Source organism: Aliiroseovarius halocynthiae (assembly GCF_007004645.1).
GTDB classification, from domain to species: domain Bacteria; phylum Pseudomonadota; class Alphaproteobacteria; order Rhodobacterales; family Rhodobacteraceae; genus Aliiroseovarius; species Aliiroseovarius halocynthiae.
This window is the reverse complement of the sequence record NZ_ML660019.1, coordinates 897,001-918,319: the sequence shown is the minus strand read 5'-3', so window position 1 is coordinate 918,319 and position 21,319 is coordinate 897,001. Positions and strand designations below refer to the sequence as shown.

At 57.8% G+C, this 21,319-nt stretch carries 19 protein-coding genes; 9 read left to right on the top strand and 10 right to left on the bottom strand.

From position 1 onward, the window contains the following. Window positions 1-9: 9 nt before the first annotated feature. From FIL88_RS04590 to FIL88_RS04580, 3 genes are all read right to left on the bottom strand, one after another. A complete protein-coding gene (locus tag FIL88_RS04590; protein WP_246066607.1) occupies window positions 10-552 on the bottom strand; it encodes a lysozyme inhibitor LprI family protein in 543 nt (180 codons plus the stop codon). Between the two features lie 42 nt (window positions 553-594). Beyond that, a complete protein-coding gene (locus FIL88_RS04585) occupies window positions 595-1,755 on the bottom strand; it encodes an isovaleryl-CoA dehydrogenase (protein WP_142852619.1) in 1,161 nt (386 codons plus the stop codon). Between the two features lie 302 nt (window positions 1,756-2,057). Then, complete coding sequence (locus FIL88_RS04580; RefSeq protein WP_142852618.1) at window positions 2,058-2,639, bottom strand: TetR/AcrR family transcriptional regulator; 582 nt, start codon at window positions 2,637-2,639, stop codon at window positions 2,058-2,060. Window positions 2,640-2,788: 149 nt separating this feature from the next. Between FIL88_RS04580 and FIL88_RS04575 the strand changes: the two genes are divergently transcribed. Next, window positions 2,789-3,757 carry an alpha/beta hydrolase family protein gene (locus FIL88_RS04575; RefSeq protein WP_142852617.1) on the top strand — a complete coding sequence of 323 codons (969 nt, stop codon included), beginning with the start codon at window positions 2,789-2,791 and terminating at the stop codon, window positions 3,755-3,757. Between the two features lie 167 nt (window positions 3,758-3,924). On the opposite strand, the gene FIL88_RS04570 is transcribed toward FIL88_RS04575, so the two are convergent. From FIL88_RS04570 to FIL88_RS04555, 4 genes are all read right to left on the bottom strand, one after another. After that, window positions 3,925-5,427 carry an alanine/glycine:cation symporter family protein gene (locus tag FIL88_RS04570; protein WP_142852616.1) on the bottom strand — a complete coding sequence of 501 codons (1,503 nt, stop codon included), beginning with the start codon at window positions 5,425-5,427 and terminating at the stop codon, window positions 3,925-3,927. A 30-nt stretch (window positions 5,428-5,457) separates the two neighbouring features. Beyond that, window positions 5,458-5,892, bottom strand: coding sequence for a universal stress protein (locus FIL88_RS04565; protein WP_142852615.1), 435 nt, complete (start codon window positions 5,890-5,892; stop codon window positions 5,458-5,460). 189 nt (window positions 5,893-6,081) lie between these two features. Then, window positions 6,082-7,284, bottom strand: coding sequence for a DegT/DnrJ/EryC1/StrS family aminotransferase (locus FIL88_RS04560; RefSeq protein ID WP_142852614.1), 1,203 nt, complete (start codon window positions 7,282-7,284; stop codon window positions 6,082-6,084). Between the two features lie 45 nt (window positions 7,285-7,329). Beyond that, window positions 7,330-8,013 (bottom strand): HAD-IA family hydrolase, encoded by a 684-nt coding sequence (locus tag FIL88_RS04555; protein WP_142852613.1) that lies wholly within the window; start codon window positions 8,011-8,013, stop codon window positions 7,330-7,332. A gap of 132 nt (window positions 8,014-8,145) precedes the next feature. On the opposite strand from FIL88_RS04555, the gene glmU reads away from it, so the two are divergent. Genes glmU through FIL88_RS04535 form a run of 4 tightly spaced genes read left to right on the top strand, consistent with a single transcriptional unit; the run spans window position 8,146 to window position 12,675 of the window. Continuing rightward, window positions 8,146-9,501, top strand: coding sequence for a bifunctional UDP-N-acetylglucosamine diphosphorylase/glucosamine-1-phosphate N-acetyltransferase GlmU (glmU, locus tag FIL88_RS04550; protein ID WP_142852612.1), 1,356 nt, complete (start codon window positions 8,146-8,148; stop codon window positions 9,499-9,501). A gap of 2 nt (window positions 9,502-9,503) precedes the next feature. After that, on the top strand, window positions 9,504-11,324 hold the full coding sequence (gene glmS / locus FIL88_RS04545) for a glutamine--fructose-6-phosphate transaminase (isomerizing) (RefSeq protein ID WP_142852611.1): 1,821 nt from the start codon (window positions 9,504-9,506) through the stop codon (window positions 11,322-11,324). 17 nt (window positions 11,325-11,341) lie between these two features. Beyond that, a complete protein-coding gene (locus FIL88_RS04540; protein ID WP_142852610.1) occupies window positions 11,342-11,890 on the top strand; it encodes a pyridoxamine 5'-phosphate oxidase family protein in 549 nt (182 codons plus the stop codon). After that, the gene (locus tag FIL88_RS04535; RefSeq protein ID WP_142852609.1) at window positions 11,887-12,675 is read left to right on the top strand and encodes a DNA alkylation repair protein; all 789 of its coding nucleotides are present in this window, start codon (window positions 11,887-11,889) and stop codon (window positions 12,673-12,675) included. Before FIL88_RS04540 ends, FIL88_RS04535 begins: the two co-directional genes overlap by 4 nt. A gap of 112 nt (window positions 12,676-12,787) precedes the next feature. Here the strand turns inward: FIL88_RS04535 and FIL88_RS04530 are convergent, their stop codons facing one another. Together FIL88_RS04530 and FIL88_RS04525 are read right to left on the bottom strand one after the other, a co-directional pair. Then, window positions 12,788-14,449, bottom strand: a complete 1,662-nt coding sequence (locus FIL88_RS04530) for an AMP-binding protein (RefSeq protein WP_246066606.1) — start codon at window positions 14,447-14,449, stop codon at window positions 12,788-12,790. Beyond that, a complete protein-coding gene (locus FIL88_RS04525; RefSeq protein WP_142852608.1) occupies window positions 14,446-14,910 on the bottom strand; it encodes a D-galactarate dehydratase in 465 nt (154 codons plus the stop codon). Before FIL88_RS04525 ends, FIL88_RS04530 begins: the two co-directional genes overlap by 4 nt. Window positions 14,911-15,004: 94 nt before the next feature. Between FIL88_RS04525 and moaA the strand changes: the two genes are divergently transcribed. Continuing rightward, a complete protein-coding gene (gene moaA / locus FIL88_RS04520; RefSeq protein ID WP_142852607.1) occupies window positions 15,005-16,012 on the top strand; it encodes a GTP 3',8-cyclase MoaA in 1,008 nt (335 codons plus the stop codon). Window positions 16,013-16,085: 73 nt separating this feature from the next. Here moaA and FIL88_RS04515 read toward each other — a convergent pair whose 3' ends face one another. Further along, entirely contained in the window at window positions 16,086-17,249 is a 1,164-nt protein-coding gene (locus FIL88_RS04515) for a M20 aminoacylase family protein (RefSeq protein WP_142852606.1), read from the bottom strand. A 410-nt stretch (window positions 17,250-17,659) separates the two neighbouring features. Here FIL88_RS04515 and FIL88_RS04510 point away from each other — a divergent pair, with 410 nt between their 5' ends. The 3 genes from FIL88_RS04510 to FIL88_RS04500 all read left to right on the top strand — a co-directional run bounded on the left by FIL88_RS04510 (window position 17,660) and on the right by FIL88_RS04500 (window position 21,302). Next, entirely contained in the window at window positions 17,660-19,333 is a 1,674-nt protein-coding gene (locus FIL88_RS04510; RefSeq protein ID WP_246066605.1) for a peptide ABC transporter substrate-binding protein, read from the top strand. Window positions 19,334-19,399: 66 nt separating this feature from the next. Then, the gene (locus tag FIL88_RS04505; protein WP_142852604.1) at window positions 19,400-20,410 is read left to right on the top strand and encodes an ABC transporter permease; all 1,011 of its coding nucleotides are present in this window, start codon (window positions 19,400-19,402) and stop codon (window positions 20,408-20,410) included. Further along, the gene (locus FIL88_RS04500; protein ID WP_221931122.1) at window positions 20,403-21,302 is read left to right on the top strand and encodes an ABC transporter permease; all 900 of its coding nucleotides are present in this window, start codon (window positions 20,403-20,405) and stop codon (window positions 21,300-21,302) included. Before FIL88_RS04505 ends, FIL88_RS04500 begins: the two co-directional genes overlap by 8 nt. Window positions 21,303-21,319 lie beyond the last annotated feature (17 nt).

Sequence of the window (21,319 nt, the reverse complement as noted above, 5' to 3'; positions counted from 1 at the left end):
TACCGCCGATCATCCCTCGCCCAATTGGCTTTCCAGATGGAAGGCTTGCTCGGCTGTCTCTTGCATCAGGCAGGCCAAGGTCGCTGGTCCACCGCCAGTGCCCCCGCCCCAATTCGACCGTTCGAAATCACATTTCGCGTCGCGGAAGGTGATCCAAGCACGTTGCATATCGCGCAACGCAGGAACCTGTTTTGGGGCGGAAGAACCCAGCTCGGACATTTCTGCGTCCGATGTTTCCAGCCGTTCCATCAGGGCCGAATATGCGTTGTTCAATCGCGCATCCCAGTAGTCCAGCTCTTTCCCGAAACAGGCAGACATCCCTGCCGTAGATCCACCAATGCGGCTGTCGATCATACAGGCCTGAGCCGCAACACCGATGCATTCGATTGCTGCGGGCGTATGCCCCATGGACACGATCCCATCGCTGCCTTGTGCATATTCACATGCTTCGGTGATCGTCGGGGAATAGCTGAGGTCTTGAGCATTTGAGGCCCCTGTCAGAGCCAACACAACCGCACCGGACCGCAGTGTCAGATTAAGGAGAATACCCATTAGAATGTTCCTTTCGAAAAGAGTGTAATTTCGCAGGCGCCCTTACATTGCGCCCATCAGCTCGCGACCGATCAGCATGCGGCGGATCTCGGATGTCCCTGCGCCGATCTCCATCAGCTTGGCGTCGCGGAAGATACGGCTGACCGGGCTATCATTCATGAAGCCCGCGCCACCCATAGCCTGCACGGCCTGATGTGCCTGCTTCATGGCCTCTTCCGACGCATAAAGCACACAAGCTGCGGCGTCCTGTCGGGTCACCTCGCCCCGGTCACAGGCTTTGGCAACTTCGTACACATAAGCGCGGGCCGAGTTCATTGCGGTGTACATATCCGCGATCTTCGCCTGCATCAGCTGGAAGTCCCCAATCGGGCGACCGAACTGCTTGCGCTCTTTCATATAGGGCATGATTTCGTCCATGCAGGCGGCCATGATGCCCGTGCCGATGCCCGACAATACCACACGTTCGTAGTCAAGACCGGACATCAGAACGGCAACGCCTTTGCCTTCTTCGCCCAGCACGTTTTCAAACGGCACTTCCACGTCTTCAAAAATCAGCTCGGCGGTGTTCGACCCGCGCATCCCCATCTTGTCGAAATGCTCAGAGGTCGAGAAACCTTTCATGCCCTTTTCCACGACAAACGCCGTGATGCCCCTTGGGCCCGCATCGGGATCTGTCTTGGCATAAACCACCAGCGTATCAGCATCCGGGCCGTTGGTGATCCAGTATTTCGTTCCATTCAGCACGTAGTATCCGTTGCGCTTCTCGGCCCGCAACTTCATCGACACAACGTCCGACCCAGCGCCCGCCTCCGACATGGCCAGTGCACCAACATGCTCGCCCGAACAGAGCTTCGGCAGATATTTCGCCTTCTGTTCGTCCGTGGCATTGCGGCGGATCTGGTTCACGCAAAGGTTCGAGTGCGCGCCATAGGACAAGGACACCGAGGCCGAGGCACGTGCGATCTCCTCCACCGCCACAACATGCGCCAGATAGGACATGTCCGACCCGCCATATTCCTCGGGTGTGGTCACCCCCAGAAGGCCAAGATCCCCAAACTCTTTCCATAGCTCATTGGGGAATTCGTTCTTCTGATCCACTTCAGCTGCAATCGGCTTGATCCGGTCTTGCGCAAAGCGATGCACCATCTCGCGAATTGCATTGACGTCTTCGCCCAGGTCGAAATTCATTGAGGTGTTGAACATGTGCCGCTTCCTTCGGGTCAGATCATAAGATCGCATTATTGAACGATTGTTCAGTTAATGCGCCGAAAGCACGATTCGCGTCAATAACGACGCGACGTCGCAGGGACGTAAGTCGAGCGCGCGCATGACATAACCAGATGCGCGTGTTTCAATTCAAAGCGAGGGTTTCCGTTGCGAAGACCGGACGGTGAGTGCTCAACGTCCACAACGCGGGCGACACTGTGATTTGTGACAGGCGCTAGTGACCGCTTCTGACGAGCGCGCAGCGCTGCTAGGGACCAATCATGCGCAGACTCTGTTGATCATCGCACCAAAAGCCCTTGGATGATCAGAGACACCATATGTTTCACATGTGCATCCCGATCTTCGCCCTCTGCCATGGAGAGATTCCCGATGGCCCTCAGCAGGTCATAGGGTTGGACAGGGGTACGGATCAAATTTGCGGCTTCTGCGCGTTCTAGCAGGCAAGCCAGTGCAGGTTCGAAACGCTCCCGAAAGTAAACGGGCAAGTCGGCGTAGGCGTCGTCTCCGGAGTGGAGCGCGACTGCCAACCCCTTTTTGGTTCCCATAAAACCTGCATAGAGCATGAGCCATTCGGCGACGGCATCGCCGGGGTCAAGCGACGCTTCCAGACCTCGGGCCGCGTCAGCACACGTGTCGATCTCTCGGCGAAACACAGCCTTGATCAAATCGGAGCGTTTCGGGAAACGGCGATAAAGTGTGCCGACGCCCACCCCAGCGCGTTTGGCCACTTCGCGAACCGGGGCATCCACACCAGACTGTAAGAAGACCTCCTTGGCGGCCTGTAGCACGGCATCTTCATTGCGTGCAGCATCTGCGCGCAAAGCCCGCGTGGTGTCAGGATCGTTCTTGGTATCACTCATACTTCACCTTCAGCCATCACCTTTCGGAACAACGTTCCGGTTATTGACACAATCGGAACAATGCTCCATATACATTATCGGAACACTGATCCACTTAATGACCGGTATCTGATCTTAACCCGGTTGAACACCCCATACAGGAAAGACTCATGAACAATCTCATCAATAAAGCACGCCATCTGCCAATGCGCGCGCCTGTGCAAACTATCTCAATTGATCCCGTGACGCTTGATGCGCAGTTCCGGTCGCAGCCGCTGGTGATGCGGATCACAGCCCCCATCGACGGCAAAGACCTTCCTATCGTGCTGCTCTCTCACGGGGATGGGCCGTCGCTCTATCTGCCATCGAAGGACGGATATGGACCATTGGCCACCTTCCTGGCAGGCCAGGGGTTTGCCGTGATCCAGCCAACCCATGCCAATTCGAAGGTCGGTGGGTTGCCGCACACCCAACTAGGTGCGCCGCTGTTCTGGCGGATGCGTGTGAACGAAATGAAGCACATCATTGATCAACTGGATGAGATTGAAAGCGCGGTTCCACTGCTTGCTGGTCGTCTTGATCATGATCGGATCGCCGCAATCGGCCACTCAATGGGCGGTCAGACCGTTGGAATGCTGCTTGGCGCGAGGCTGACTGACCCTAAGAACGCGACGGATACGGACGTTTCCGTCATAGACCCCCGGATCAAGGCTGGCGTGCTGCTCGCCCCTCCGGGACGTGGTGGTGACAATCTCAGCGACTTCGCGCGGGAAAACTTCTCTGAGCTCAATCCAGACTATTCGCACCTTTCAACACCATCACTTGTTGTGGTCGGCAATGAAGATGTGAACCCGTTCATGACTGTGCGCGGTGCGGAATGGTATCGCGCGGCCTATGAGGATGGCCCCGGCGTATCGCACCTGTTGAACCTTGTCCAAGGACAGCACGGGCTTGGCGGGATCGCCGGTTACGATGCGAAAGAAACAGGGGACGAAGACCCGGATCGTCTCGCAGTCGTCCAGCGGGCCACGTCCGCGTTTCTCTATTCTCATCTTTACAGCAACGATCCAAGTTGGGCACAGACGCTGGAGGCGTTGCAATCACATTGCGGCGCCGTTGCTACGGTCGAGACCAAGTAGTTTGTCCAGAATGGTAGAGTGCAGCTTCGTGGTGAACCGCACTGTACAAAGGTTCCTTTGTATCGAAGCACTGCACTCAATGCTTTGGGTTCAAACTTGCCTTCCCCCCCCACACGAACAAGGCCCCCGTTTTCCAACGAGGGCCTTCTCACTTTCTTCGGGAACGATCAGTGTTTGAACTTCTTGATCTCGCCGCTATCCAGTTTGGCTTGATACTTCTGCATCTCGCGCTTCACGATGGGCGCAAGGAAGTAAAGCCCAAGGATGTTTGGCACACAGATCAGGAAGACCAGCGCATCCGAGATATCCAGGATCGGACCCAACTGAACAACACAGCCCAGCGCAACAAACGCACAGAAGATCAGCTTATAGATCGTCTGCAGCGTTTGGTCCTCGCCAAACAGATACGTCCAGCCCTTCAGCCCATAATATGACCACGAGATCATGGTCGAGAAGGCAAAGAGCAGCGCTCCGAAGGCCAAGGGCAGCGGGAACCAGCTGATCTGGCGTTCAAACGCGGCGGATGTCATCGCCACACCTGTTGCATCGCCCGCAAAGTTGGGGTCAGCCACTTGGCTTGTGCCAATCACAAGCGCGGTGATGGTACAGATGACGATCGTGTCGATGAACGGCTCCAGCAAAGACACATAGCCTTCGGTTACGGGCTCATCCGTACGCACAGCGGCGTGTGCGATTGAGGCAGAACCGATCCCAGCTTCGTTTGAGAATACGGCACGCTGGAACCCGATGATCAGCGCACCTAGCGCCCCGCCGGTCACGCCTTCGCCGGTGAATGCGCCGGTGAAGATGTTACTGATGGCCATGGGGATCGAGCTGAAGTTCATCAAGATCACGATAATCGCGAACACGCAGTAGAAGACGGCCATGAATGGCACGACTTTCTCGGTCACGCGGGCAATGGATTTGATACCGCCGATGATCACAGCGAAGACAACAGCGGCAAGGATCAGGCCGACCAGCCAGCCATAGCCATCCAGCGCGCCACCGGCGACGGTGTTTAGCTGCACATAAGCTTGGTTCGACTGGAACATGTTGCCGATGCCCAAGGCGCCGATGAAGATGCCAACGGCATAAAAAGTGCCCATGAATTTGCCGAAGCCATCCATGCCGCGTTCTTCAAAGCCTTTGCGCAAGTAATACATCGGGCCGCCCGAAACCGATCCATCCGGGTTCTCGTTCCGGTATTTCACGCCCAAGGTACATTCAACGAACTTGGTCGACATGCCCAAGAAACCCGCGACAATCAGCCAGAACGTGGCCCCTGCCCCGCCGACGGTCACCGCGACGGCGACGCCGCCGATGTTACCGATGCCGACCGTGCCGGACACAGCCGTTGCCAGCGCTTGGAAATGCGACACCTCGCCCGCGCTGTTTGGATCTGCATAATCCCCGCGTACCAAGGCGATTGCATGTTTGAAGCCGCGCAGGTTTACAAACCCCATATAGAAGGTGAAGAACACCGCGCCGATCACAAGCCACAGCACCACCAATGGAAGGTTGGCCCCGGCAATTGGCACTTTGAAGAAGACGACCTGACCGATGAAGGTCGCGATCGGGGCCGTTATATTGTTAATAGTTTCGTCAATACCAGCTTGCGCCGGTCCAGCATAGAACACTGCCGTAAGCAGCAAGAAAAGGATGCGTTTCATTATGCACCTCCGGAAATCTTGAGTTCAGGATCAGGGGACAACCACAACCGGCACGGGCGCGGTTTGAATAAGGTTCCCTGCGACGCTGCCAAACAGAAGCGATTTCAGGCCGCTATGGCCCCTGCGTCCGATCAGGATTTGCGCCGCGCCACATTCTTTGGCGAGGTCGATCAAGGTTTCCGCCGGAGGCCCGTGTCGCACGACCCCCTCGCATTCCAGATCCTCGCCCTTCAGCCGCAACAAAGCCGGGGTTACGATCTCGGAATTGGCGCGTTCTATTTCGGATTCCCGGCGACTGTGCCGCTGGGCGTTTTCTTCTGGAGTGTTGAAGGAATATGGCGACCATTCGATCACATAAGCGACGACCACTTTGGCCCCACCTTGCTTAGCTCTGGCAATTGCATGACCTAGCGCACGGTCAGATCCGTCGCTGCCATCCACGGCCAAAAGTACGGTGTTTTCCATAACTTGAGTCCCTATTTGGTTCTGCATTCAGACGTATCCGGTCTTCCGCCGCTCTCGCCTGAATTGAACCATCGTAGGCCACCAAAACACCCCCCAATAGGGCCAGATAATCCTACGGATAGAGCCAAAGCCAATAATTTTCTCTATGCCTGTCCTTTTTTATAAGGATATACAAACCCCTAGCCCACATCATTTCTCATGAAATGAACTTTGAACTTCCTCACGAATAATGCTTGCGATCATCGTGCAATCGCCGATCGAAAAGGTCAGCGGCAGGCGCAAATCCAGAATACCTTTCAGGATCCGGTCAGTCTTGGGAAGGCTGGGTGTATCCGCATATCGCCAACTGTCATATCGACTGGTGAACCCCGCAGGCTCCGCCCCACCAAACCACTTCAGCTCAACGCCGCGGCTTGCGCATCGATCCACAACCGTTGTCACCGCATCCTCGGACCAGTCCAACAGCAAGAACTGGAAAGATGACATCACATAGTTTTCCGCCTCAGGCCGATTGATCACCGTCAATCCCGGCGTGTTGCGAAGCCCCTCTTCGACCACGCGATACCGGGCATTCCACGCCGCACATTGCGCATCCAATTTTGCCAACTGAGAGCGCAGGATTGCAGCCCGCAAATTGTCCATGCGGCCCGAGATATTAGGGGTGATGTATTTCACCTTCTCGAACGCCTCGGGCGGAGGTCCGGCAAGGTGGCGTTCATACAGCATATAGCTGCCCGACAGGATAATCGCGCGGGCCATCAGGTCGGGATCATCCGAGATCAGAAGCCCACCCTCGCCCGAATTCACATGTTTATAAGTCTGCGTCGAATAGGCCGCCATCGCGCCGTGACGCCCGGACAGCACGCCATTCCAACGCGCACCCATCGTGTGGGCGCAATCCTCAATCACTGTGACCCCGGACGCATCGCAGATCTGCATCAAGCGGTCCATGTCACAGATATGCCCGCGCATATGGGACAGCAGCAGAACACCTGGCGCATCAGACTGAGCCAGCAACGCGGTCAGATGGTCCAGATCAATGGTCAGCGCCTCGGTCACTTCGACGAATACCGGCTTCGCCCCGACAGACGCAATCGCACCGGGCACCGGAGCCAGTGTGAAAGCATTGGTCAGAACGCGGTCGCCAGCCTCGACCCCGACAGCGCGCAGGGCCGTCGCAATAGCATAGCCCCCTGATGACACAGCCAATGCGTATTTCGAGCCCATCTGGGCTGCGAACTCTTGCTCTAACAGGGCCGCGTGTGACGTCTCGCCTTCGGCCACGTTATAGCGGTGCAAACGCCCATGGCGCAGCACCTCCAAAGCCGCCTCAATCCCCTCGTCCGGGATCGGTTCTTGCTGGGTGAAATTTCCGGTGAATCGCTCTTTCATGATGGTAGTAGTGCGCAGCCGTTGCGTGAAGGTCAATGGACGGGGTTAGCCGATAAGCCGTGACACGGTGTCGTCAAGATCGTCATAGTGATCCAGCATCGCCTCAGGCTCCAACCGGGTCACACCCGGTCCTTCTGGGCCAAACCCGACCAGAATACAGGGCGCATTCGCCGCGCGTGCGGTCTCGCGGTCTGTTACTGTATCGCCCACCAAAAGCGCGCGGGACGGATCACCCCCGGCCTGCAATGCTGCCGCCATGAAGGGTGCCGGGTCTGGCTTACGCGTTGGCAGAGTGTCCGCGCCGATTAGCGATGTGAACTGATCCAGAATACCAAGGCGCGTCAGAAGCAGACGCGCAAGACCTTCCGGCTTATTGGTGCAGATCCCAACAGCGTATCCCGCGACATGCAGCCGCTCTACGGCTTCCATCGTCCCGGGGTAGATCACGGTATGCCGGTCGATATCGGCCTCATACGCGGTCAGAAGATTGGGGAACTCGCGATCTACATCCGCCTCGTCTGCAGCGCCATTCACGCGCGCAAACCCAAGGCGCAGCATCGCCCGCCCACCGTGAAACGCGGTCAGGGCGTCCGCAACAGGGTCCAGAAGATGCCCATGCCCCAGCCCATCAAAACACGCATTCGCAGCGGCGATCAGATCGCCTGACGTATCTGCCAGCGTGCCGTCCAGATCGAAAATCACTGTCCGTTTTCCGTTGCCTTGAGTCATTCCTGTGATCCTTCTTTGGCAATTCCCCGCCGAAGCCTGTAACCTCGCGTAAGGTTAATTGAACCAGTTTCCCTTGCGAGCCGCGCCCCAAGGGGTAAAACGGGCCAAAAGGAATTGAAAGAGCAGAATGATATGGCAACAGCCCTGATTGTCCTTGCCGCTGGCAAAGGAACACGGATGAATTCGGACCTACCCAAGGTAATGCACGAGGTCGCTGGCGCGCCGCTTTTTGCGCATGCGTTGACCTCGGGCGCGACGCTTCAGCCCGAACGCGCTGTGCTGGTCGTTGGCCACGGCGCCGAGATGGTGGGCAAAGCTGCCGCCGATCTGGATCCCGAGATTATCATCGCCATGCAAGATGAACAGCTGGGCACAGGTCATGCCGTCGCACAAGCCCGCCCTGCACTGGACGGGTTCGACGGGGACGCGATTGTTCTGTACGGAGATACACCATTCATTCGCCCCGAGACGCTGGAAGCCATGGCGGCCGAGCGTAGCGCGGGCGCAGATGTCGTCGTTTTGGGATTTCAGGCTGCTGATCCCGGCCGGTACGGTCGGCTGATCGTGAAGGATGATGTGCTAGAGCGCATCGTAGAATTCAAAGACGCAAACGAAGCAGAACGCGCCGTCACCCTGTGCAACAGCGGTGTTGTCGCCGCGCAAGCCTCGGTCCTGTTTGACCTGCTTGGCGGCGTCGGCAACGACAATGCCGCGGGTGAGTATTACCTGACAGACATTGTGGAGGTGGCCCGGTCCAAAGGGCTGACCGCGCGTGTCGTCACTTGTGACGAGGCCGAGACTTTGGGCATCAATTCACGCGCCGAACTGGCGGCAGCCGAAGGGGTTTTTCAATCCAATGCCCGCGCCGCTGCGATTGAAGATGGCGTGACCCTGATCGCTGCCGACACGGTCTATTTCTCGCATGACACGGTTATCGGGCGCGACGCTGTGGTCGAACCCAACGTGGTTTTCGGCCCCGGCGTGACTGTGGAAAGCGAAAGCCGCATCCGCGCGTTCTCGCATTTGGAAGGCTGCCACGTGTCACGCGGTGGCGTTGTCGGCCCCTATGCCCGCCTGCGCCCCGGCGCAGAACTGGCAGAACATGCCAAGATCGGCAATTTTGTTGAGATCAAGAATGCCCAGATCGAAGAAGGCGCCAAGGTGAATCACCTGTCTTATGTGGGTGATGCACGTGTGGGCGAAGGCGCGAACATTGGTGCAGGTACGATTACCTGCAACTATGACGGTGTCTCGAAACACCACACGGACATTGGCGCGCGATCCTTTATCGGGTCCAACACCTGCCTTGTCGCCCCGGTTTCGGTCGGGGACGAGGCGATGACCGCGACCGGCACAGTGGTAACAAAAGACGTGCCTGCAGGGGCCATGGCGGTAGGTCGCGCCAAGATCGAGATCAAACCGGGCCTTGCCATTAAATTGTTCGAAAAGTTAAAGGCCGCAAAGGCGCGCCGCCAGAAAGGATCCTGAAAATGTGTGGTATTGTAGGGGTACTGGGCAATCACGAAGCCGCGCCAATCTTGGTCGAAGCCCTGAAACGGCTGGAATATCGCGGCTATGACAGCGCGGGCATCGCAACGATCAACGCAGAAGGTGCGCTGGATCGCCGCCGCGCAGTAGGCAAGCTGGTCAACCTGTCAGACACGCTGGTGCATAACCCTTTGGCGGGCAAATCCGGCATTGGTCATACCCGTTGGGCCACCCATGGCGCGCCCACGACCGACAACGCCCACCCGCATCGCGCCGGGAATGTGGCTGTGGTCCATAATGGGATCATCGAGAACTTCCGCGAGCTGCGCGAGAAACTGGCCGCCGAAGGTCTGGAGTTCTCGACCGAAACGGACACCGAAACCGTGGCCCTGCTGGCGCAAAGCTATGTGGCGCAAGGGAAGACCCCGAAAGAGGCCGTCGAGGCCACTTTGGCACAGTTGGACGGCGCCTTCGCCCTGTGTTTCCTGTTTGACGGTGAGCACGACCTGATGATCGCCGCCCGCAAAGGCAGCCCCTTGGCCATCGGCCATGGGGACGGCGAAATGTTCGTGGGTTCCGATGCCATCGCGCTGGCCCCAATGACCGACAAAATCACCTATCTGGAAGAAGGCGACTGGGCCGTCATCACCCGTGATGGCGCCGAAATATATGACGCCGCAGGCCGCCGCGCCAACCGCCCGATGAAACAGGTGAAACTTGACGCCGCGCGGATCGAAAAAGGCGGCTACAAGCACTATATGGCGAAAGAAATTGCCCAGCAGCCCACCGTAGTTGGCGAGGTGCTTGAGGCCTATGTGTCCGGCGACCAGATCACCATGGACATGGGCGGGATTAATTTTGCCGACGTGGATCGCCTGTCCATCGTCGCCTGCGGCACCGCCTATTACGCCGGACTGGTCGCGAAATACTGGTTCGAACATTATGCCCGCCTGCCCGTCGACATCGACGTCGCGTCCGAGTTCCGCTATCGCGAGGCACCTTTCGCACCCAAAACGATTGGCCTGTTTGTCAGCCAATCGGGCGAAACTGCCGACACACTGGCCGCACTGCGCTATTCGGCAGGCAAGGTCGACAAGATCGTCGCGCTAATTAACGTGCCCGAAAGCTCGATCGCACGCGAAAGCGATGTCGCGGTGGAAATCCACGCGGGTGTCGAAGTGTCGGTCGCCTCGACCAAAGCCTTCACCTGCCAACTGACCAGCTTCGCCGTGATGGCACTGAAAGCTGGCCATGATCGTGGACATCTGGACGATGCTGGCCTGGCCAAACACCTGTCCGAGCTGCGCCAACTGCCCGGATTGATGAGCCACGCCCTGACCATCGACGCTGCCACGAAAGCCATCGCCAGCAAACTGGCCGAAGCACGAGATGTCTTGTTCCTGGGGCGCGGCCAGATGTTTCCACTGGCGCTGGAAGGCGCGCTGAAACTGAAAGAAATCAGCTATATCCACGCCGAAGGCTATGCCTCGGGCGAACTGAAACACGGGCCCATCGCGCTTGTCGACAAGGTCACACCGACCGTCGTGATGGCGCCCCATGACGGGCTGTTCGACAAAACCGTGTCCAACATGCAAGAGGTCATGGCCCGCGGTGGCCGTGTGGTGCTGGTATCCGATGCCCGCGCCGCCGAGGAAGCCGGCGATGGCGTCTGGCAGACATTGGCCATGCCCGAAGCACCCGAGTTGATCCAACCAATCCTATACGCCATTCCCGCACAGCTTTTGGCCTATCATACTGCCATCGCAAAAGGTACAGATGTGGATCAGCCGCGCAACTTGGCCAAATCAGTCACGGTCGAGTAACCGGGAAAGGCCCCAATATGGCAAAGCAGTTTGACAAGATCGAGGATGCGCATCGCAGCTTCATCGAAGAGCAGCCCATGTTCTTCGTTGGGTCAGCTGCACCCGATGGCCGCGTGAACGTGTCACCCAAGGGGATGAACAGCTTGCGGGTTACGGGTCCGAACCGCTTGATTTGGTTGAACTATACCGGGTCGGGAAATGAAACGGCAGGGCATCTGCGTCAGGCCAATCGCATGACAATGATGTGGTGCAGCTTTGGGCAACGCCCGTTGATCCTGCGCGCCTATGGGACTGCCCGTACTGTACATCCGCATGATGCGGACTGGTCGGATCTGGTGGCCCCTTTCGGGGATCCGTTCGGCGCACGCCAAGTCTATGACATGTCGGTTGACATGGTGCAGACCTCTTGCGGATATGCTGTGCCCCGCATGGAGCTGTCCAGCCAGCGCGACACGCTGATCACGGCCCTGAAGGGCAAAGGTGACGATCTGACCCCCTATTGGGTCGAAAAGAACACCACCACGATTGACGGATTGCCCACGGGCATCCTTGGAGATGATGAATGACATTGGATGACGCCCTAGAGCAACTGCGCGCCCAGATCGAACCGGGCCGCGCTGAAGGGCAAAAGGCCTATCACAAGCAAACGCGCGAGGTTTGGGGCATCCCAAACCCGGCGCTGAATGATTTGACCAAGGAATGGCGCCAGTCACTAAGCGTTGACGAGCGCGTCGCGTTGGCCGATCAGCTTTGGAAAACTGATGTGTTCGAAGCGCGGATCGCGGCAGCCAAGCTGCTGACGCAGGCGCGTATTCGCCCTGATGACGCAGTGTGGGATTTGATCCAAAGCTGGATTCCCGATTTCGACAGCTGGGCCATCGCAGATCACGTCTGCATGGCAGGGCAAAAACGTCTGGTGGCCGATCCAACACGCATTGATGATGTGGAAAAATGGACCAAATCTGACCACATGTGGACCCGCCGCGCGGCCCTTGTCATCACTCTGCCATGGACCAAGCAAAACAACCCGAAGGACGCAGATCTTGCCATTCGGGACCGTGTGCTGGGATGGGCTGACGGCTATGTCAGTGACCCGGAATGGTTCATCCAGAAAGCCATCGCATGGTGGGTTCGGGACCTCTCGAAACACGCCCCAGACCGCGCCCGCGCCTTTCTGAAACCCCACGCAAAAACGCTGCTACCCTTTGCCCTGAAAGAGGCGCGGAAACACTTGCCGCCCCCTGCCCAGCTTCAGAAAGAAGCCAAGGACAAGTGGAGGGCGGAGAAGCGAAAGCTGCGCGAGGAAAGCTGGGGTCGCAAACCTCAGGACGACAGCGACGAAGACGGCTGACCCCGCGCGATACGCGCACGTCATTCCGTTTCAAATTTCCAGCTTTTCTAGTCTCAAATATCCCGGGGGAGTCTGACTTTTCCCAAAAGGGCGGGCGGGGACCGCCCCCCTCCTACCCTCTCAGCTCGCGGCGCATGATTTTGCCTGTCGCTGTCATCGGAAGTTGATCCACAAATTCGACCATGCGCGGTGCGACATGCGGGCTAATCCGGTCTTTAACCAATTGGATCAGCGCCGCGTCCATGCCGTTGGGATCACAGCCCGCACGCAACACCACCACGGCTTTAACCGCTTCGGTTCTCAGCGGATCGGGCACACCAATCACCGCCGCCATTGTGACGTCAGGATGAGTCATTAGGCAATTCTCGATCTCACTTGGACCGATGCGGTATCCTGCCGACGTGATGACGTCATCATCCCTGCTTGCAAAGGTGAAATAGCCATCGGCATCCTGACTGGCCAGATCACCAGTTCGCAACCATTTCTCGCCCGCGACGTCATGGAATTTATCGCAGGTTTTCGCGGGCAGGTTCCAATAGCGCAGAAACATCACAGGATCCGGCGCCTTCACACAGATTTCGCCCATGGCACCCTGAACAACCGGCGCGCCATCCTCATCAAGCAACGCCACGTCATGCCCCGGAATGGCCTGCCCCATACTGCCTGGTTTGACGTCCATCGCGCCCGCGACCGAGGACAAGACAAGGTTGCATTCCGTCTGTCCATAGAATTCGTTGATCTTCACGCCCAGCGCCTGGTCGGCCCAGTCCAGAAGCCCCGCCCCAAGGCTTTCACCACCCGAGCCGATAGATCTGATCTGCACGCCCTTGGGGTCCGCATCCGACTGTCGCAAAAGCTTCAGGGCAGTGGGCGGCATGAACAGATTGCGCAGCTTGTGGTCGGCCATCAGGCGATAGGCCGCATCTGCATCGAACTTGCGCATGCGGTGGCTGACAATGGGCACACCGAAATAAAGAAACGGCAGCGCAAGATCCATCAAACCACCGATCCATGCCCAATCGGCGGGTGTCCAGCCTTTGTCCCCGGCTTGTGGGAAATCCTCGTTATACGTCTCGACGCTCGGCAAGTGACCAAGCAAGAATCGCTGCGCGTGCAGCACTCCTTTGGGTGGCCCCGTGGTGCCCGAGGTATAGATCATCACGGCCGGATCTTCGGCAAGTGTATCGATCGGCTCGGTCAGTGGGGCGGCAGTGCTCAACCTTTCCCAAAACGGCTGCGCTTCGTCGCTGGGCTGTGTGGTAAAGATCGCCTCAAGCTCGGGCAGTTGTGCGCGTATTTCTTGAAGTTTGCCCAGATTATCGGCATCCGTCAGCACGATTTTCGCGCCACTATCGGACAAACGATAGGCCAGCGCATCCGCCCCAAACAGCGTGAATAAAGGCAAAACCACCGCGCCCAACTTATAGGCCGCGAAATGGGCAATCAGAACCTCGGGTCCCTGCCCCAACAGAACCGCGACACGGTCCCCTTTGGATAAGCCCGCATCGCGCAATACCGTCGCAAACCGGTCCGAGGCATCTTTCAGACGCCCAAAGCTCCAATCCTCGGCACGCCCGTCTTGATGCACATGCGTCAGCGCGACCCGGTCAGGATCCATGCTGGCCCAACTGTCACAACACCGTTCAGCGATATTGAAATGCGTGGGCACGTCCCAATGAAACGTGGAACGCAGGTTCGCCCAGGCACCCCAAGGCGCAACCAGCTTGCGGACGTGGCCAAGTTCCAGCCACGCCGCATCTTCGATCAGGCTCACGACCCGAAGACCACCAGTTCATGCAGACCTGACAGGTCCAGATCCAATAATTGCAGGGCCGAGATCGAAATTCGGCTGCCGCCCGTCGTCGTCGGCTTCAACGTCACCTTAACGGTGCGCCCCGTGGTTTTGGATTGCACCCGACCGTTGACTTCTGACGATACCAGCGGTGTTTCAACCCAGAAACCCGGCACCGTTGGGTCGCCAAGATTGGCCACCGTTGTGCCCAACGCACCCGCCGGCGTCGGGGTCGACGCAAGGGCTGCCACCTTGTCGCCTTCGCTGGCGGTATCAAATTCATCAACCGTGGTCGCATCCGCAGGGGGCACATCCGGGTTAACAGTGGGACCAGCCGGCGCCCGCTGCAAATGCGGCGGCGACGGCAAAATATTGTTCATGTCCACGCCAGCACATCCTGTGACGGCCAGACAGACAGCGGAAAGAAGAATAACCTGTTTCATACACTCAAACTGGCGCAAATCTTCGCCGCATTCAACGGTTGAAATGACGCGGCCGTGACTTGCGCGTACCTTTGCCCGTGCTTAGGTTCATCTCATGGAAACGCCCAAGCTTATCGACCCATTTCACCGCCCGGTGACGTATCTTCGCCTGTCCGTCACGGACCGATGCGACTTCCGCTGCACCTATTGCATGGCCGAAAACATGACCTTTCTGCCCAAGAAAGATCTGCTGACGCTGGAAGAGCTCGACCGCCTATGCTCAGCCTTCATCGGTCTGGGCGTGCGTAAATTGCGCATTACCGGGGGCGAGCCTTTGGTCCGCAAAGGCATCATGGGCTTTTTCGACGCGATGGGCCGCCATCTTCAGACAGGCGATCTGGATGAGTTGACGCTGACCACCAACGGCTCGCAACTCCACCGCTTTGCAGATGACCTGTACGCGGCAGGGGTTCGCCGGATCAACATCTCGCTCGACACGCTGGATGAAGACAAATTCGCAAAAATCACCCGCTGGGGCCGCCTGCCCCAAGTTCTGCGCGGGATTGACGCCGCCCAAAACGCCGGGCTGCGCGTCAAGATCAACGCGGTCGCGCTGAAGGGCTTCAATGATGACGAGGTTTTCGCCCTTGCCGACTGGTGTGCGCAAAAAGACATGGACCTGACCTTTATCGAGGTGATGCCCATGGGCGATATGGGAACCGAGAATCGTCTGGATCAATACTGGCCCCTGACCCAGCTGCGCGCGCATCTGGAAACACGCCTGACCCTCACTGATTTAGATGAAAACACCGGCGGCCCCGCCCGCTATGTCCGCATCGCTGAGACTGGCCAGAAAATTGGCTTCATCACTCCGATGAGCCACAATTTCTGCGAAAGCTGTAATCGCGTGCGTATGAGCTGCACCGGCCAGCTTTACACCTGCCTGGGCCATGACGGCATGTCTGACTTGCGCGAACCGCTCCGGGCATCCGAAAGCGATGCCGTCTTGATCGACGCTATCCATGCCGCGATCGGGCGCAAACCCAAGGGCCATGATTTCGACTATAGCCGTCAAGAAATTCGCGGCCAGACGATCCGGCATATGAACCACACAGGTGGCTAGCGCCGGCTCTCTTTTTCTTGTGCCAAATATCCTGGGGTGAGGCCCATAGGGCCGAGGGGCAAAGCCCCTTACCCTAAGCTATCGGCATCCGACTCTCCGCAACCTCTGCCCACCATGAACAGCCCTGCGGGATCACCTCATCATTGAAGTTGTATGCCGGGTGATGGACCATTGCAGTGTCACCATTGCCCATCAGAATATAGGCGCCTGGACGCTCTTCCAACATGAAGGCGAAATCCTCGCCTCCCATGACATAGGGCGCCTCTTCGCAGTCTCCGGCCACTTTGCGTGCGGCCTCGGCGGCATAGGTCGTCTCGGTGTCGTGATTGATCATCACCGGATAGTTCCGCCCATACTGAACCCTAGCTTCGCCGCCAAACGTTGCGGCAATCCCGTTGCAGATCTCGGATATGCGTGTTTCGGCCAAATCCCGCACTTCAGGTGACAGCGTGCGCACGGTGCCCTTCAATTGCACCGATTGAGGGATCACGTTGAACGTGGTCGATGACGTCTCGACCGAGGTGATGGACACAACGAGCTGCAACGTCGGGTCAGCATTGCGCGAGGCGATGGTTTGAAGCGCGGTGACGGCCTGCGCCGCCATCACCACCGGGTCAATTGTGTCATGCGGCTTTGCGGCATGACCGCCGCGCCCGATGAACTGGATGTCCAAAAGATCTGCTGCCGCAAAAAACGGGCCAGGACGAATTGCAAAAGCCCCTGCGGGCTGCCCCGGCCAGTTATGCATGCCGTATACTTCCTGCACGCCGAACCGGTCCATCAACCCGTCCTCGCACATTTCTCGACCGCCGCCGCCGCCTTCTTCGGCGGGCTGGAAGATCACGATGCACGTTCCGTCGAAATTTCGGGTCTCGGCCAAATACTGCGCGGCCCCCAGCAACATTGCCGTGTGCCCATCATGGCCACACGCATGCATCTTCCCCGGAGCAGTCGACGCATAGTCCAGCCCAGTTTCTTCGTGGATCGGCAGCGCGTCCATGTCTGCCCTCAAACCAATCACTTTGCCCGAGCCCGTCTCGCGCCCGCGAATGACGCCGACCACGCCTGTTCGACCGATCCCCTCGATTACCTCGTCACAGCCAAATGCACGCAGCTTGTCGGCGACGATACCGGCAGTCCGGTGCGTATCAAACAGCAGCTCGGGGTTCTGATGGAAATCCTGCCGCCATGCAGTGATGTCCTTGTGAAGTTCGGCGAAGCGGTTCTTGATCGGCACAGGTTCATCCTTTTCTTAGAGAGGTATGGCGGCGCGAGGGCACCACAGAACAGAATGTCCAGAAAGCCATGACTACTCAAGACCCCTGCAGCGGCTTTTTGGGAAGCTGCTGCCTTCCGACTAGGTGAATTCTGCCCGATATGTCATTGAACTCTATCAGGATTAGAAATGCAACAACAGCAGAAATTCAACGAATCCCTCATGTCCCCTCTTGCAACAGGCCTGTCACACAGTGTCATATCGTAGACAGGTCGGGTAGCGCACGACACCAGTATGCGAGTATGATTTCCGCGACGTTCGATCGAGCTTACGCTGTCTTTCTATCTTTCCTAAGCAAAGCTGGCTTGTGGACAAATCTGGGGAACGGATCAAATATGTCTTCTGTTTTCAAAAACGCTGCACTGGCAGCAATGAGTGTTTCCGCCCTGGCAACTCCCACCTTTGCCGAGCGTGGCACACAGGGAGATCTGAAACTATTTTATTGGCAGGCGCCAACGCTTCTGAACCCTTACCTGGCATCTGGCCCCAAGGATTCCGAGCCTGCCTCGCTGGTGCTGGAACCCCTCGCCCGCCATGACGAAACGGGCCAAATGGTGCCGTGGCTGGCCGAGGCTATCCCAACAATGGACAATGGCGGCATGGCCGCTGATATGCGGTCGATCACATGGCGCCTTAAGCAAGGGATCAAATGGTCAGACGGAAGTAATTTCACTGCCAATGACGTGGTGTTCACTGCAAATTACTGCCTAAGCGCTGACAGCGGGTGTCAAGTAAGCGCCAAGTTCACCGATGTCGACAAGATCGAGGCATTGGACACACACACCGTAAAAATCAGCTTTTCTAAGCCAAAGCCTTACCCCTATGCCCCGTTTGTTGGCTTGGAGGTTCCGGTTTTACAAGCCGCACAGTTTGCAGATTGCATGGGGGCAAATGCACTGAACTGTTCGGCGCAAAATCTTTCCCCAATCGGGACCGGCCCATATCAGATCACCGAATTCAAACCCGGCGACGTCGTCACGTATGACATAAACCCCTTCTATCGGGACGCAGCCAAGCCGGGCTTCGCAAACGTTACAATCAAAGGTGGCGGCGATGCCTCGGGCGCGGCACGCGCAGTTCTGGAAACGGGCGAGTTTGACTATGCCTGGAACCTGCAGCTTGACCCTCAGGTACTGGCCGGAATGAAGGCCGCCGGAAGGGGCACGGTTGTGACGGATTTCGGGACCGCAGTCGAGCGGCTGCAGGTTAACCTGACCGACCCATCAGCTGATCTGAACGATATCCGGTCGACGCACGGCGGTGGGGCACATCCTTTCCTTGCAGATCCACGCGTAACCAAGGCGCTTTCCCTGGCAGTTGACCGCGATACGCTTGTGGCCATTGCCTATGGAGATACAGGCCGCGCAACCTGTGACGTGCTTGCCGCCCCTGCGATTTATGCTTCTGGCGCAAATGACGATTGTCTGACGCAAAATCTGGACCGTGCACGCGCATTGTTGGACGAAGCGGGTTGGACCGACAGTGATGGCGATGGAATTCGCGACAAAGATGGCGTGTCGCTGTCGCTGCTTTTCCAGACTTCGGTCAATCCGGTACGCCAGACCACACAAGACCTGCTGAAAGCGTGGTGGGCAGAGATCGGGGTTGAGACGGAATTGCGTGCCATTGCACCGTCTGTCTTTTTCGGTGGCGATCAGTCCAGCCCGGATACGTATCAGAAATTCTATGCCGATCTGGAAATGTTCACCAACTTCTTCCCCGGCAACGATCCCGAGCCCTATCTGAACAACTGGACCTGCGCTGCAATCCCGACACCTGAAAACGGTTGGGCGGGCATGAATGTCCCACGTCACTGCAACCCGGATTACGACGCATTGGTTGCACAGCTGGGAAACACCGTGGATTTGGGCGAACGGATCGAAATCTCGAAACAGCTGAACAACATGCTGATGCAGGCAGGTGCGTTGATCCCACTTGTGCATCGCGGCGAAGTTTCGGCCCATGCCGCATCGCTTCAAGGCGTAAGGATGAATGTATGGGATAGCGAGCTGTGGAACATCGCGGACTGGACCCGCGCCAAGTAAGACCGCTAGACTAAGGGTGCGGCCAGATTCTGGCCGTGTCCCGGAACCAAAGGCCGTCTTACGCTCATGTTAACCTATTGTTTGCGCAGGCTTGCTTTCTCGGTCCCCGTGCTGGTGCTCATCAGCTTCGCCATTTTCCTTTTGATGGATCTGGCCCCGAATGACCCAACCTCCAACCTGCCCATGTCGATCCCGGCGGACACCCGCGCCCAACTGCGCGAGGCTTTGGGGATCGGGGATCCCCTGCTGACCCGCTACCTTCTTTGGTGCAAACAGTTTTTCATCCACGAACCGCTGAACTGGCTGACCAATGTGACTGGGCTGGCACTTGGTGATCCAGACCGTCTGCGCGTTCTCAGCTGGTCTGCGCGCGTGCCGGTGGTCGATCTGATCGCCGAGCGGCTGCCGCAAACATTGTGGGTGGTTGGGATGTCCTATCTGCTGGGCATCGCAATTGCCCTTCCCATAGGTATCTATTCCGCCTACCGCCAGCATGGCTGGTTCGACCATTTGGGCAGCTTCATCTCGATGATCGGCTACTCGGTGCCATCCTTCTTTCTGGGGGTCGTGATGATCATTGTTTTCGCGGTCAAACTGAACTGGCTTCCCTCGGTCTATGACACGACGCTACGGGTCACCGACTGGGGCAGTCTGATGGAGCAGTTCCGCCAGATGGTCATGCCCGTCGCGATCCTTGCACTGTATAATGCCGCGCAGATCAGCCGATATATGCGCGCCTCGATGCTGGACAATCTTCATCACGACTATGTTCGCACAGCCCGTGCCAAAGGTGCATCCGAACGGCGTGTGATGCTGCGTCACGTTGCCCGTAACTCTATGTTGCCTGTCGTCACTGTCATTGCTCTTGGCATTCCACAAGTGTTGGCAGGGGCCGTCATCACCGAACAGATATTCAAGATCAACGGGATAGGAGAGCTTCTGATTTCCGCGATCCAAAGCGGCGATCTTCCTGTGGTGCAAACCCTGACCTTCCTGTTCGCGGTCCTGGTCGTCCTGTTCAATCTATTTGCAGACATCGCTTATGGCCTGCTGGATCCAAGGATCAGCTATGACTGACCTGCCCCATACCGGAGCCCCCACCAACAGGTTTTGGCGGCGATTTCGACGCCACAAAGGGGCTGTGATCGGGGGCGGTTTGCTGGCACTGATCCTGTTTGCCGTCCTGATTGGCCCATTCCTGTGGCTTCATACATCCGGCCAGATCAACATAACCGCCCGCAACCTTGGACCCAGCTTGGCGCATCCCATGGGCACAGATCACCTTGGGCGCGATCTGTTCGCGGCCATCCTGGAAGGCGGTCGTGTCACCGTATTGGTGGGATTGGTTGCGATGGGACTGTCGGTTGCCATTGGGACGGCCGTTGGCATTCTGGCGGGCATGTTCCGCTGGCTGGATGCCCCGCTCATGCGGTTGACCGACCTGTTTTTGGCCCTTCCCGTCCTTCCTCTGCTTCTGGTTACGATCATGCTGTGGCGCGAAAAGTTGCGCATGCTCTTCGGGGCAGAGGCTGGGATCTTTCTGCTGATCGTCGCGATGATCGGCCTGACCAGTTGGATGCAGACGGCTCGCATCTTGCGCGCCGAAGTGCTGGCGTTGAAAAACCGCGAATTCGTGACCGCCGCCACCGCATTGGGCGTTCGCCCATGGGGGCTAATCCGGCGCCATATTCTTCCCAATGTACTGGGTGTCATCATCGTATCCGCCACGCTGGGACTGGCCAATGCCATCATCACCGAAAGTGCACTTAGCTTTCTGGGGCTGGGCTTCCCACCGGACCACCCCACATGGGGCCGATTGTTGTTTGACGGGACCGAATACCTGACCCTGACCCCTGCCCGCGCCATCTGGCCCGGCTTGATGATCACCTTGACCGTTCTTTGCGCAAATTATCTGGGCGAAGGGCTGCGCGATGCGCTGGACCCCCGCAGGGGCTTTGGACGCAAATAAGAACAAGCTTTGCCGAA